The sequence below is a fragment of the Sorangium sp. So ce834 genome, assembly GCF_051521425.1.
Lineage (GTDB): Bacteria > Myxococcota_A > Polyangia > Polyangiales > Polyangiaceae > Sorangium > Sorangium cellulosum_D.
This window is the reverse complement of record NZ_CP150351.1, coordinates 1,857,760-1,871,420: the sequence shown is the minus strand read 5'-3', so window position 1 is coordinate 1,871,420 and position 13,661 is coordinate 1,857,760. Positions and strand designations below refer to the sequence as shown.

The window sequence follows — 13,661 nt, the reverse complement described above, 5'->3', positions numbered from 1 at the left end:
GGATCCGGGGAGAGAGAGAGTTCGACGCAGAAGCGCAAAAGAACGAGAGTCCACGTCGCGCACGGCGCTGGACGCCGGGTACGTGCTGTCCTCGAGCGACGGCGAGCTCATCGTGATAAGGAGCTCTACCGGAGGACTTATGCAAGTGATCGTCGCGGGCGCTGGGATCGGCGGCCTGGCCGCGGCTCTGGCGCTGCACGCCTCGGGTCATGAGGTTACGGTGTTCGAGGCGGCGGCCAGCATCCTGCCGCTCGGGGTCGGCATCAACATCCTGCCCCACGCCGTCGAGGTGCTGGGCGAGCTGGGCCTGGCCGAGGCCCTGTTGGCCCACGGGGTGGCGACCCGCGAGCTTGTCTATTTCAACCGCTTCGGCCAGCGCATCTGGGGCGAGCCGCGCGGCCGCTTCGCCGGGCATGCCGCGCCGCAGCTCTCCCTGCACCGCGGCGCCCTGCAGGGCGTGCTGTTCGACGCCGCCGTCGAGCGGCTGGGCCCCGACCGGGTGATCTGCGACCGGCGCCTCGTGGACCACGAAGAGGGCGGAGGCCGCATCGTAGCGCGCTTCGTCGACCGCGCGGGCGCGGCGTGGAAGGTTCCCGGCGACCTCCTGATCTGCGCCGACGGCATCCACTCGGCGGCGCGCGCCGGCCTCTATCCGGACGAGGGGCCGCCGATCTACGGCGGTCACATCCTGTGGCGGGGGACCAGCCTGGCGGCGCCCTTCCTCACCGGCGCCAGCATGATCATTGCCGGGCATCAGGACCAGAAGTTCGTCGTCTATCCGATTTCCCCACCGGGGCCGGACGGCCGCCAGAGGATCAACTGGGCCGCCGATCTCGCGGTCGCCAAGAGCCTGCGACGGGAGGACTGGAACCGACCGGGCGACCCCGCCGAGTTCCTGCCCAGGTTCGAGGCCTGGCGCTTCGGCTGGTTGGATGTGCCCGGCCTGGTCCGGGACGCCGAGGCGATCTACGAGTTCCCGCTGGTCGACCGCGACCCGCTGCCGCGCTGGAGCCATGGGCGCATCACGCTGCTGGGCGACGCCGCCCATCCCATGTATCCGAACGGCTCCAACGGGGCGACCCAGGCCATCCTGGACGCCCGCGCCCTGGTCCGCGCGCTCGCCGCCCACGCCGATCCGGTGGAAGCGCTGGCCGCCTACGAGGCCGAGCGCCTGCCCGCCACCGCCGCCATCGTCGCGGCCAATCGCCGCAACGGTCCGGAGCAGTGCCTGCAGATCGCCTATGAACGCGCGCCCGACGGCTTCGACCGGATCGAGGACGTCTTCGCCCCCGGCGAACTGGAGGACATCGCCGCCCGCTACAGGGTGCTGACCGGCCTGAAGAGCGCCTCGGAGCCCCTCGTGCGCTGACAAGACCCCCGGCGCGCTTGGTCCTCCCCCTTGAGTGGGGCGTGGTCTCGTCCCCGAGATCACCGATCCAGCCGACGCGGAGGCGGAGACGGAGCTCGCCGTGCTCAGACGGGCTTCGCCCGCTGATGATCGCCAGTGCGTCGGGCTGGCCCCGATCACCACTCATCTTCACTCGAGGTTGAATCGCGCGCTGTTGGAAGGATACACGCATCGATGCCGCGGGCGACGCAGCGGGGGAGGGCACTGCTCGGTGATCGGGCTCATCGGCGTGGACAGCTCCGCTAGCCGGCTCTGCTGCACCCGGATGATCTCCTCCTGCAACGCTGCGCGCTCGCGCTCTGCGTTCTCGGCTGGTGGCCTTCAGCTGTAAAGGACGCGGTTTCTGCCCGTCGTGTCTGGGCCGAAGCATGTGTGCCACGGCGGCGAACCTGATCGAGGACGTCCTGCCCGAATTGGCGCTCCGGCGGTGGGTGTTGACGTTTCCGTGGCGGCGCAGGCTCGCCCAGGACGACGAGGCCGAGGCAGCGCTCTGTGCCTTCGCCGTCTCGGTACGAGAGCCGCCCGCCGGCCCGCCAGGCGCAAACACGCAACGATCGCCTCACGGCAATCCGGTCCTTCTGTTTCGGAGGCCATCGGGATCGACGCAGCCGATCTACGACTGGAGGAGAATAGCCCGCGCAAAGCCATTCCGACCTGTCAATATTTTCCCGCCAATAACCGGCAGTTTATATAACTTACAAAAGGCACGGATCCGCTGATCCGCCTATAAAACCAATCGATCCCACGAGCTCACTCGACTGTGTAATATTGTCTACACCACGCTGGCTGGCCGGCGCTCTATCCAGGGATCGCGCGTCGGGTCGGGAAGACGCGCTCCTTCCCCCGTGCGTAGCACGGCCTTCCCCCGTGCGTAGCACGGCGGGCTGGCCGTCAAGTTCCGGGAGAGGCAGAACACCCCTCCCAGGAGACCCCTGGCCGCCAACGGGTGCGCCGAGCGTCCAGACTCCAGGGCGGCGTTCGGAGTGTCCTGACGACCTCACGCGCCTGCACACCCAAGAGTCGCACGAACTGGGCGTGGTCCAAACTCCCCCGGTGCCAAGTCACACCCTTTGGGATATAAAATTAGCTGGTCGCAGTGCGTCGCCTTAACGGGCGAGCGAGCAAGGTTTGCGATGATCGTCGAGAGAGGCTACCTGCTCCGCGAGAAGATCGAGGAAACCGTCGATTTCACCCTGTACCGCGCATGCCGCGAAGGCGACAGCGTCCCGGTCTTGCTGAAAATCCTGCGCGCGGAAAGATCGACCGGCGCCGAGGTCGCGCGCTTCAAGCACCAGTACGAGCGCGTCGCGCGCCTCGCCTCGCCCCGCCTCGTCGCGCTGCGCGGCATCGAGTCGCTCGCCGGCTCCTTGATCGTCGTCCTCGAGGACTTCCCGGGCCGCGATCTCGCGCGGATCCTCGCCGCGCGCCCGTCACGCAGGATGCCGGTCGGCGAGGCGCTCGATCTCGCGGCCGCGCTCGCAGAAGGTCTCGCCGCGGTGCACGCGGCCGGGCTCGTCCACCGCGATCTGCGCCCGCAGAACGTGCTCGTCGGCGCGCACGGCGCGGTCAAGATCAATGGCTTCGGCGTCGACGCCGAGATCACCCGCGCGCACGAACGGCTCTACGCGCCGGCGGTCATCGCCGAGGTGCTGCCCTACGTCTCCCCCGAGCAGACAGGCCGCATGAACCGCGGCGTCGACTACCGGACCGACCTCTACGCGCTCGGCGTCATCCTGTACCAGATGCTCACGGGTCAGCGCCCCTTCGAGGCCCTGGACCCGATGGAGCTCATTCACGCGCACCTCGCCCTCGCGCCCACGCCGCCGTCCCGCGTCGATCCGGCCATCCCCGAGGCCGTTTCCGACGTCGTGCTCAAGCTGCTCGCGAAGAACGCCGAGGAGCGTTACCAGAGCGCCGAGGGCCTGCTCGCCGACCTCGATCGCTGCCGCGAGGCCCTGCGCGGCACGGGGACGATCGAGCCCTTCGTCGCGGGCCAGCGCGATCGTCAGGACCTCTTCCGGATCCACCAGAAGCTCTACGGCCGCGAGCATGACATCGAGACGCTCACCGCCGCGTTCGAGCGCGCGCTCGAGGGCAGCCGTGAGATCGTCATCGTCTCCGGCTACTCGGGGATCGGGAAGTCCTCGCTCGTGCACGAGATCTTGAAGCCACTCGCGCGGCAGAAGGGCTATTTCACGAGCGGCAAATACGACCAATACAACCGCGGCGCGCCCTACAGCGCGGTGATCCAGGCGTTCGACGGCCTCGTGCGGCAGATCCTCACCGAGAGCGATGCGCGCATCCTCCGCTTTCGGAGCGCGCTCCTAGAGGCGCTCGGGCCGAACGCGCAGGTCGTCTGCGACGTCATCCCGTCGCTCTGCCACGTGATCGGCCCGCAGCCGCCCGTCCCGGCGCTCGGCCCGATCGAGGCGCAAAACCGCCTGAACCGGTGCTTCTTGCTGTTCGTCTCGGTGTGCGCGCGGCGCACGCACCCGCTCGTCCTGTTCCTCGACGATCTTCAGTGGATCGACCCCGCGAGCCTCGTGCTGCTCCGCGCGCTCCTCGCCGACGACTCGCTCGATGCGCTCTTTTTCTGCGGCGCTTACCGTGACAACGAGGTATCGCCCGGGCACCCGTTCGCCGTGGCGATCGAAGAGCTCAAGCAAGCCGGGCTCGTCGTGCGCAACATCGTCCTCGCCCCGCTCGCGCGCCTGCACCTGATCGAGATGCTCTCGGATAGCCTCAAGCGCAGCGACTGTGGGCCGCTCGCCGATGCGGTGCAGAAGAAGACCGGCGGCAACCCGTTCTTCGTCAAGGAGTTCGTCCGGTCGCTGCACGACCACGGCGTCCTCGCGTACGCAGCCGGATCAGGCTGGCGCTGGGACCTCGCCGCGATCGACGCGCTCCGGTACACGGACAACGTCGCAGACCTCATGGTGCGCACCATCGCGCGCCTGCCGCCGGCGACGGTGAAGGCGCTCAACCTCGCCGCGGCGATCGGCAACCGGTTCGACCTCGACGTGCTCGCCGCGGTGAACGAGTGCTCGACGGAAGACGCGTACGCCCGCCTCGATCTCGCCGTGAGCGAGGGGCTCGTGATCGCCGGGCGCGGCGGCTACCGCTTCGCCCATGACAAGGTCCAGGAGGGCGCCTACGCGATGATCCCGGAGGTGGACCGACCCGCCTCCCACCTCCGGATCGGCCGGCTGCTCGCGGGCAAGCTAGACCTCTCGGAGAGCCAGAGCCTCTTCGACGTCGTCCGCCACATGAACAGCGCAGGCGACCTCGTGTCGGACCCCGCGGAGCGCCTGCACCTCGCCCGCATGAGCCTCGAGGCCGCATGCCGCGCCGAGGACTCGGCCGCCTTCGGCGCCGCGCTGCGCTACCTGCAGCTCGGCCTCCTACGCCTTCCGGAGGACGCCTGGGCGTCACAGTACCCGCTCCGCCTCGAGTACGCGAAGAGAACCGCCCTGATGCTCTCGCTCTGCGGCCGGCATGACGACGCCCTCGCGATCCTCGCCGATGGCCTGGAGCGGGCCGCGAGCCGGCTCGATCGCACCGAGGTGCTGCGGCTCAAGATGAACGTGCAGGTGCTCAAGAACGACCTGCCAGCCGCGCTCGCGGAGGGGCTGGAGGCCCTGCGCCCGTTCGGGATCGACCTGCCTCCATTCCCGGACGAAGTCATGCTCGACGCCCAGGTGCGGGCGACGATGGATCTCGTCCGGGAAAGGACGATCGAGGCGCTGCCAGGCCTGCCGCCGCTCGCGGACCCGGAGATCCTCGCCATGCAGGACGTGCTCCAGGAGCTCTTTCTCCCCTGCTACTTCCTGGCCACGAACAACCTCGGCATCACGGTCGCACAGATCCTCGAGAACACGCTGCGCCACGGGCTCTCGAAGAACTCGATCTTCGGCTGCATGAACTTCGGGATGCTCCTCTGCGCCCGCGGCGACATCGCGCTCGGCTACCGCTTCGGCCGCGCCGCCGTCGACCTCGCGGACCGCTACACGGACAAGAAGTCCGAGGCGATGCTCCGCAATATGTGGGGCGCCTTCGTGCAGCATTGGCGAGAGGGCTACGCCACCTGCAAGGCGTCGCTGGTCGCCGGGATGCACGCCGGGCTCGAAACGGGCCAGTATATCTGGTCGTTCTACAACACCGTCAATGGCATCACGAACAGCCTCCTGCGCGGCCTCCCGCTCTCCGACCTCCTCGCCGAGGCGCAGAGCTACCAGCCGATGCGCAAGCTCGACGAGTTCAATGCCATCACCTGGATGGTCGGCGCGGTCGGACAGATGGCGCACCAGCTCTCGGTCGAGACCGAGCGCCCCGCCACGCTCAAGGGGGCGTGGGTCGATATCGACGAGGTGATCGGGGAGTCCCGCCGCATCGACAACCAGGCCTCGTTCTTCTTCGCCCACTTCTACATCGTCGTCCTCTGCGTCTTCCAGGGGGCGTTCGAGGAAGCGGCGCGCGCTGCGCTCTTGCCGAACATCGAAATCCCGGCCGTGGCGGCCTGGCATGGCACCCCCGCGTTCCATTGCTACGCAGGCATCGCGTTCACGCAGGCGGCGGACGTCGTCTCCCCAGAGGAGCGCGCGCTCTTCCTCGCCCGCGCCGAGGTCTCCGCCGAAAAACTCTCGCGCTGGGCGGACCTCTGCCCGGAGAACCTGGCGCACCGCCGCGCCCTCCTCCTCGCCGAGCTCGAGCGCGCCCGCGGCGACGCGCGCGCCGCCGGGGACCGCTACGACGAGGCGATCGCGCTCGCGCAGCGCGGCGGCTATCTCCACGACGAGGCGCTCGGCAACGAGCTCGCGGGCCTCTGCTTCCGCGCGCTCGGCAAGGAGACCATCGCCGGCGCCTACCTGACCAAGGCGCACAGGGCGTACGGCCGCTGGGGCGCGACGGAGGCGATGCGGCGCCTCGAGCACGCGTACCCCGACCTCGTCCCGGGCGAGAGCCTCCGCGGCGAGAGGAGCCCGCAGGCCGGCGCCGCGCTCGACGTCGGCTCGGTGCTCAAAGCCTCCCAAGCCATCTCGGGCGAGATCGTCCTCGACCGCCTGCTCGACGCGCTCATGCGCATCATGGTCGAGAACGCCGGCGCGCGGCGCGGCGTCCTCCTGCTCCTGCGTGACGGACGGCTCGTCGTCGAGGCCGAGCACCACATCCGGGATGCGTCGGTCGACGTGCTCGGCGCGGCGCCCCTCGAGGACCGCAAGGACCTGCCGGCCAGCGTCGTCACGTACGTGGCGCGGACGCGCGAGACCGTCCTGCTCGGCGACCTCGCGATCGACGGGCCGTTCGGGCGCGATCCCTGCTTCGCCGGCGGTGCGCCGCGCTCCTCGCTCGCCGCGCCCATCGTCTACAAGGGCCGCCTCGCCGGCGTGATCTATCTCGAAAACGACCTCACCCGCTCTGCCTTCACCCCCGATCGCGTCGAGGTGATCCGGCTCCTTTCGGCCCAGGCGGCCAGCTCCATCGAGAATGCGCGCCTCTATGCGGATCTGCAGCAGGAGAACGCGGAGCGACGGCGCGCCGAGGAGGTGCTCCGCCATTCCTACTCGCTCCTCGAGGCCACGCTCGAATCGACGGCGGACGGCATCCTCGTCGTCGACGACGAGCAGCACGTCGTGCGTCAGAATCACAGGTTCGCGGCGATGTGGCGCATCCCGGACGAGATCATCTCCGCCGGGTCGGACGACACGTTCCGTACGTTCACCTCCGACCAGGTCCTCGATCCCGAGGCGTTCCTGCAAAAAATCCGCGCTCTCTATGCCTCGCCCGAGGAGTCCAGCGTCGATACCATCCCGCTCGCGGACGGGCGCGTCTTCGAGCGTTATTCGCAGCCCCAGCGCCTCGGCGGGCGCGTGGTCGGGCGGGTCTGGAGCTTCCGCGACATCACCGCGCGCGTGCGCGCCGAGCAGCAGCGCGATCAGCTCCTCCTGGACGAGCGGCGGGCGCGCACGGCAGCGGAGGAGGCCGTGCACCTGCGGGACGAGTTCCTTTCTGTCGCCTCGCACGAGCTCCGCACCCCGCTCACCAGCCTGCAGCTCGCCATTCAATCGCTGGCGCAAAGGCTCGCGCGGGGCATGGACGTCGAGCGCGTGCGATCCGCGGTCGCCCTCTCTTGCCGCCAGGTCAAGCGCCTCACCGACCTCGTCGATATGCTCCTCGACGTCTCCCGGATCCAGGCGGGGAGGCTCGAGCTGTACACGGCGCCCGTCGAGCTGCGCGCGCTCGTGGACGAGGTCGTCGCCCTCCTCGGCCATCAGATCGCGCAGTCAGGCAGCGCGGTCGTCGTGCGCGCGGAGCAGCCGGTCATCGGCCGGTGGGACCCGCACCGCCTGGAGGAGGTCGTGACCAACCTCCTCACCAACGCGATCAAGTTCGGGGAACGCCAGCCGATCGACATCGCCATCACCCGGGAAGATCGGGTCGCGCGGCTCTCGGTGACGGACCGTGGGATCGGGATCCCGGCCGAAGTGCAGGCGCAGCTCTTCCAACGATTTCGCCGCGGCGTCTCGTCGAAGCATTTCGGGGGGCTCGGGCTCGGCCTCTACATCACCCGCACCATCGTCGAGGCGCACGGCGGCCGAATCCGCGTGTCGAGCGAGGTCGGACGGGGCTCGACCTTCTGCGTCGAGCTGCCGCTCTCGACCGAGCGCGCGGGGGATTTGTCGTCGTAGCGGTCGCCTCGAGCGGCTTCGTGCGTGATAGACCGCGGTATCGGTAGCCGCCGACAGCGAGCGTCTGATCCCGCACGCCGTCACGCAGAGATCCTGGCGGGACTCTTTCGCGGGGGCGAACCGTCGCGATCCGTCGCTTCCGCGGGGATCTCGGGAGAGCGTGGCGACTGATCGCACCCGTTCGGTGGGCGTGGACCCAACCCGGGCCCAGCGGCCAAGCCCCGGGCTTGGGGAGCTCGCCGTGACCGATCCGTCGCGTCGGGCTGCGGTGGTCGCCTCGCTCGCCAGCACTTGCCAACGAGACGCTAGCATACGTAGTCGGCGTCGGCTGGGGTGACGAATGCGAAGATCAACGCTACGTCCAAATACATGTAGACGCGGTCACCGGCGCCGTGGCGGACCCCGGCGTTGTCGGCTCAGGCTGCATCCAATGACGCTGGTCCTCTACCGAGGTTTTCATCGCCCACGTCACCCGGAGCACCACGGACACCGCCTGCCCGAGGAGCTGGCCGAGGAAGATGCCTTCGTCGCCGGGGAACTGCGCCTCGAGGCTCGCCTCGGCGAGCGCGAGCTGGGCCGCGTTCGGGCGGCGGGCCGCGCCCGGGCACTTGAAGCGGAGCTTCACCTTCTTGTGCCTGATCTCGACGTCCTCGGCGATGAAGCCGCCGCTGGCGCTGACGGTCACGAAGCCGCTGCCGCCGGTCGCGTCCCCACGCTGCACGCCCGCGGCCGCGCCGCGCTTCTGAGCCACTCCCCCGAGCTGTTCTCGTCGGTCGTGCCGCTCTCCCAACCGGGGGCCACCGTACTGGGACGGCGTTGACATCAGTACATGATGCCTCCGGCGTCGCGCGATTTGATCCTCCAGGTCCGATCGACGATCTTCACAAATCCGCCGAGCTTGGCCACGTCCGCTCGGACTTCTTCCTTGAACTTCTCGTCGTCGCGCTCACCCCGGATGTCTTTCGTGGCGTGGAGCTCGCGCCCATCGACCCAGAAGCAGCACGGCCCAAAGTATCCGGGGCCATTCAGGTCGATGGTGAGGCGCCTCTGGGAGGGCGACTCGTCGACGCTGACCGTGCACCCGCTGTTCGCTGCCGGCGCGCTAGATAACGGCGAGGTCGAGCGGCAGCTAAGACGTGTAGCCGTCGGCAGAAAAAAATCATTTATTCGCGGGCTCTGATAAGGGTGCTCAGCGCCTGGCCGTGGGCTATACGATCTTCGGCTCGTGTCGGATGCACGGAGTCAACCCGCTCGCGTGGGCGACAGACGTCATCGGCAAGCTGCAGGCGGGCTGGCCGCGCGACCGGCTGGACGAGTTGCTGCCCGACGCATGGGCGAGATCGTCGCGTCCTGCTCCGAGCGCCGGCGACGCCGACGCGACCTGAACAACGCGAGCTTCGGCCGGCGACGCGGGCGGATGCCGCCTCGCCGGGCTCCCTTGCAAGTCCACGCGCGCCCGCGCCGGGTCGTGGGCCGACGCCGCCCCGCGCCCAGCATCGTCGACCCCGGCGAGCGCCGCAAGGGGCCGTGCCCATGGCGATGGCCGGGCGCTTACGCCGCGTCGTGGTGCCATTCGTTTTCGATACCAGGCGAGGTGATTGCGCCGGGGCGAACCAATCGCCGGGGTTACGCCGCGAGCTCCTCAATTTCGGCTCGAACGGCGTGCGCCGCGAATCTGATCGAGCGTTGGTGGCGTTCGCCTTTCGATTTCAGCGGAGGTACGGGCTCAACGCCTGGAACCAAACATCGGCCATGCGGTTATACCCTGCCTGGTTCGGGTGGAGATTGTCGGCGAGGAGGGACTGCTTGTAGTTCGTGTCGTTGGTGAACGCTGTGTACATGTCCACCAGCACGATGTGCTGCCCCTTGCTGACGCGCGTCGAAACCAGGTCGGGCATGGCCGCGTTGTAGGCCTTGATGGCGTTGTTCGTGCCGTCCGTTCTCGACGGCACGATCTGCGCGAGCACCACGAGGATGTTCGGATCACGCATGAAAATCGAGTCGAGCAGCTTGCCCAGGCGATTCGGTGCGTCCGCAATGTTGATGTTACCGTTGATGTCGTTCGTTCCGATCATCAACGTAATGATGTTGGGCGCGTAATTCGGAATGCTGGTGCCCACGAGCTTCGCGATGCCGTTGTTGCCCTCGATCGTCCAGCCGCCGTGACCCTCGTGGTTCCTCGGGAACGTCACGCCGTCCACCATGGGCACGCTGTAATCATTGGCGGAACCGACGAAGGTGATGTCGCGGTCCGCTTCGAGCGCGAGGTGGAACAGCGGGGCGCGGTAGCCGCCGGCGACGTTGAAACCCTGCGTGATTGAATCGCCGAAGGGCATGATCTTACAGGGGCCGCTCGCCGGGCAGGGCTGGAATGCCGGGCCGCCGCCCTCGCCAGCGCTGCCCCCTGCGGCACCTCCGTCGCCCGCGGCACCTCCGTCGCCCGCGGTACCTCCGACACCGTCGGATCCGCCGCCCATGCCACCCGAGCCCGCTCCGCCGGCGCCCCCGCTGGTCGCGCTCGACGCGGAGCTGCCGGGCGAGTCGCCGCCACCCGCCGCTGTCCCGCTGCCGCTCATGGTCCCGGAGCTGGTCGTGCTCGCGGTTCCGCCCGTCGTCGTGCCCGGCGAGTCGGCGTCGTCACTGCACGCTGCGACGAGCAGCACCACACACGCGAGGACGGCGGAAGAAGAGAATTTTAGTCGGTGTACGAGCATGTGCTACGCATAGCACGATCGCGTGCTCCACCGCGATTGTGAGGCGCAGCTTATCGAAGTTTCCGTCATCGTTGAACGATTTCATCGCGAGGGGAAGTGCGTCTGGACGGCGGCGCTCTTCGCGGCCACGCGGCGCCCGAGCGCGAACGGCGGTTACACCGTAACCACCCGACCATCGCCATGGGCACGGCCCCTTGCGGCTCTCGCCGGGGTCCACGATGTTGGGCGCGGGGCGGCGTCGGCCCACGACTCGGCGCGGACACAGGCGGTCCTGAAAGAGGGCCCGGTGAGGTGGCCTCCACCTGTGTCGCCGACCAAAGCGCGCGTGGTTCAGGTCGCGTCGGCGTCGCCGGCGCTCGGAGCAGAGAGCAACGAGTTCGCCCAGGCGTCGGGCAGCAGTTCGTCTAGCCGTCCGCGCGGCCAGCCCGCCTGCAACTTGCCGATGACGTCCGTCGCGCAGGCGAGCGGGTTGACTCCGTGCATCCGGCACGAGCCGAAGATCGTGTAGCCGATGGCCAGGCGCTGAGCGCCCTTGTCGGAGCCTGCGAACAAGTAGTTCTTTCTTCCGAGTGCTACACGTCTTAGCTGCCGCTCGACCTCGCCGTTATCTATCTCGAAGCGTCCATCCGTGAGGCTGCGCCGCCACGCAGCCTCCTGATTGATGCAGCAGCGCGGCTGGATGCTTCGCCGTCCAGTCCGGTGCGTACAGGAACGCCACGAGATCCGCCCCGACGAAGGCCCAGATGTGGCCTCGCTTCACGCCCGCCGGATGATCTCGATCCAGCACCCGCATCCCCGTGTCATCGGCGCGCAGGTAGGACGAGCCCAGCACCCGCTCCTCAAGCCTCTCGGCCACGGGAGCGAGCACATCGAGCGCGAAGGCGGACCAGTCTCCCAGTGTCGACGGCGACAGAGGCACGCCACCCGCGCGACCTTCATCACGATCAAGCTCGCGAACAGCCGCACGGAAACGTGGATCTCCGATCGGACCGGGCATAAGTCGAGCCGTCAGATCCACCACTACAAGCGCGCGGCGCGCAAGGTTGCTGAGCTCGGCTTGGGGGACTTCGCTCCTCTGGACGAGGCGAACCCCGAGCTGAACGGCAGGGGCGGCCGTTTAGGTGGAAGTGATCCCATCCTCCGCCCCGACGTCTCAGAAATCCTGGCGGGACGATTCCGCGGGGACGAACCGTCGCGATACGTCGGATGCCCCGGGATTTTGGGAGGGCGTGACGACGGATCGCAGCCCCTCGGAAGGCGTGGGCCCAACCCGGGCCCAAGCGTCAAGCCCGGGGCCTCGGGAGCGCGTCGCGACCGATCCGCCGCCTCGAGCGGTCCTGCTGGCCTCGCTCGCCAGCATCCTGAGCTGCGCCGTCGCCCTCGGGGACGAGGTGGCGGCCCGGGTCGTTCACGAGGCGGTCGGTCGGCTGCTCGGGCTGCCGGTCGCACCAGAGGGGTGAGTCCGCGGCGCAAGCGCTCGCTACGAGCGTGGAGGCCGCGAACAGCGCGTTGTTCCGCGCCCGCTCCGCGACCGGCAGCAAGATCGGCGGGGCGGAGCCGGTCGACATCGCGAGGACCACGCAAGTGGATCCGCGTCTGCTCGAACAGTATGTGCGCGCCTTCGAGGAGGCGAACCTGGATGCCCTGGTCGCGTTGTTCCACGAAGACATGCGCACCACCATGCCGCCGGCGCCAACCTGGGTCTCCGGGCGCGCCGCCAACGAGCGCTTCTACCGGCTGATGTTCGGCAGCATCGAACGAACCGTCTCAGGGGCCAGCTCACGATCTGCGCGAGCATGCGCTCCTCGGGAACGACGTCGCGGCGAGGTGCCGGCAGCGCGCCTGGATCTTCCGAGGCGCGCTGCCCCGGGTCACACTGCGGTGTAGCCGCCGTCCACGGTCAGCTGCGTGCCGGTCATGTACGACGACCAGTCGGACAGCAGGAAGACCGCCGGTCGAGCGATCTCGTCTGCGTGCGCGTACCGCTTCATCAGCGTGGCCGCGCCGAAGGCGTCGAGCACCTGCTCGCCGCTTTGCATATGATCCCAGATCTCGGTCTCCACCGGGCCGGGCAGGATGGCGTTGACGCGAATCTTGTCCGCCGCGTAGTCGATGGCCGCAGACTTGGTGAGGCCGAGGATCGCGTGCTTGGTCGCGGCATAGACGCCGAACCCGGGCGCAGAGACCGTGGAGGCGATCGAGCCGCAGTTGACGATCGAGCCGCCGCCGCCCTTCTTCATGACAGGCACTTGATACCTCATGCACAGATAGATGCTGTGCAGGTTGACCTGCATGAGAGCGAGGTAATCGGCGACCGGCACGTCCGCGAGCGGCCCGAGCGCGGTGGCGATACCGGCGTTGTTGAAGACGCTGTCCAGCCGCCCATGAGCCTCCACGGTGCGCTCGATCAGAGCCTGGATGTCCGCCTCGACGGTGACGTCGGTGCGGACGAACAGCGCGTTTCCACCCTCCACCTTGATGCGGGCCACGAGCGCGTCGCCCATCTCCTGGCGTCGCGCGGCCAGCACCACCTTGGCGCCGGCCCGCGCCGCCGCGATCGCTGTCGCGGCCCCGATTCCCGATGTGGCCCCGGTGATCAAAACGACTTTATTGCTGAGCATGGCAATCTCAACTCCGTGTAATAAATATTGAAATGGATCGAAAGACTGGCTGTCTCCAGCTGACGGGACGACGGCGAAAAGGAGCGGCCCGAGGGACCGCCGGTGCTCGTCGCGACGTTCGCGGCGCCGCGGGCTCGCCTTGACGAGGCCGAGGCCGTCCAAGCGTTCGCGCTGGCGTGCCACCGAGGATAGCCCGCGCGAAACCATTCCGTCCTGTCAAGAATTTTCCGCC

6 protein-coding genes and 3 pseudogenes are annotated in these 13,661 nt (G+C 68.5%); 5 read left to right on the top strand and 4 right to left on the bottom strand.

What is annotated here, in order from left to right; translation table 11 throughout:
• Positions 1 to 139 precede the first annotated feature (139 nt).
• From WMF20_RS06885 to WMF20_RS06875, 3 genes and pseudogenes are all read left to right on the top strand, one after another.
• Entirely contained in the window at positions 140 to 1,369 is a 1,230-nt protein-coding gene (locus WMF20_RS06885) for a flavin-dependent oxidoreductase (RefSeq protein WP_437611734.1), read from the top strand.
• 353 nt (positions 1,370 to 1,722) lie between these two features.
• Positions 1,723 to 1,866: pseudogene (locus WMF20_RS06880) on the top strand (transposase zinc-binding domain-containing protein); the annotation flags it as partial.
• Positions 1,867 to 2,478: 612 nt separating this feature from the next.
• Entirely contained in the window at positions 2,479 to 8,094 is a 5,616-nt protein-coding gene (locus tag WMF20_RS06875; protein WP_437611733.1) for an AAA family ATPase, read from the top strand.
• A 355-nt stretch (positions 8,095 to 8,449) separates the two neighbouring features.
• On the opposite strand, the gene WMF20_RS06870 is transcribed toward WMF20_RS06875, so the two are convergent.
• Positions 8,450 to 8,845, bottom strand: coding sequence for a hypothetical protein (locus tag WMF20_RS06870; RefSeq protein ID WP_437611732.1), 396 nt, complete (start codon positions 8,843 to 8,845; stop codon positions 8,450 to 8,452).
• Between the two features lie 351 nt (positions 8,846 to 9,196).
• Between WMF20_RS06870 and WMF20_RS06865 the strand changes: the two are divergent.
• Positions 9,197 to 9,479: pseudogene (locus tag WMF20_RS06865) on the top strand (transposase domain-containing protein); the annotation flags it as partial.
• 324 nt (positions 9,480 to 9,803) lie between these two features.
• On the opposite strand, the gene WMF20_RS06860 reads toward WMF20_RS06865, so the two are convergent.
• Both WMF20_RS06860 and WMF20_RS06855 read right to left on the bottom strand, forming a co-directional pair.
• On the bottom strand, positions 9,804 to 10,808 hold the full coding sequence (locus WMF20_RS06860) for an SGNH/GDSL hydrolase family protein (RefSeq protein WP_437611731.1): 1,005 nt from the start codon (positions 10,806 to 10,808) through the stop codon (positions 9,804 to 9,806).
• Positions 10,809 to 11,138: 330 nt separating this feature from the next.
• Positions 11,139 to 11,730 (bottom strand): annotated as a pseudogene (locus WMF20_RS06855) (IS66 family transposase); the annotation flags it as partial.
• Between the two features lie 566 nt (positions 11,731 to 12,296).
• Here WMF20_RS06855 and WMF20_RS06850 point away from each other — a divergent pair.
• Positions 12,297 to 12,695: a nuclear transport factor 2 family protein gene (locus WMF20_RS06850; protein WP_129574650.1), complete on the top strand. Its 399-nt coding sequence runs from the start codon at positions 12,297 to 12,299 to the stop codon at positions 12,693 to 12,695.
• On the opposite strand, the gene WMF20_RS06845 is transcribed toward WMF20_RS06850, so the two are convergent.
• Positions 12,680 to 13,429, bottom strand: a complete 750-nt coding sequence (locus WMF20_RS06845; RefSeq protein ID WP_187345819.1) for an SDR family NAD(P)-dependent oxidoreductase — start codon at positions 13,427 to 13,429, stop codon at positions 12,680 to 12,682. The genes WMF20_RS06850 and WMF20_RS06845 overlap by 16 nt on opposite strands.
• Positions 13,430 to 13,661 lie beyond the last annotated feature (232 nt).

What these genes read in the sequence shown, in the direction of transcription:
- WMF20_RS06885 (WP_437611734.1), top strand. Translation starts at nt 140, where the DNA reads ATGCAAGTGATCGTCGCGGGCGCTGGGATCGGCGGCCTGGCCGCGGCT.
- WMF20_RS06860 (WP_437611731.1), bottom strand. Translation starts at nt 10,808, where the DNA reads ATGCTCGTACACCGACTAAAATTCTCTTCTTCCGCCGTCCTCGCGTGT.
- WMF20_RS06845 (WP_187345819.1), bottom strand. Translation starts at nt 13,429, where the DNA reads ATGCTCAGCAATAAAGTCGTTTTGATCACCGGGGCCACATCGGGAATC.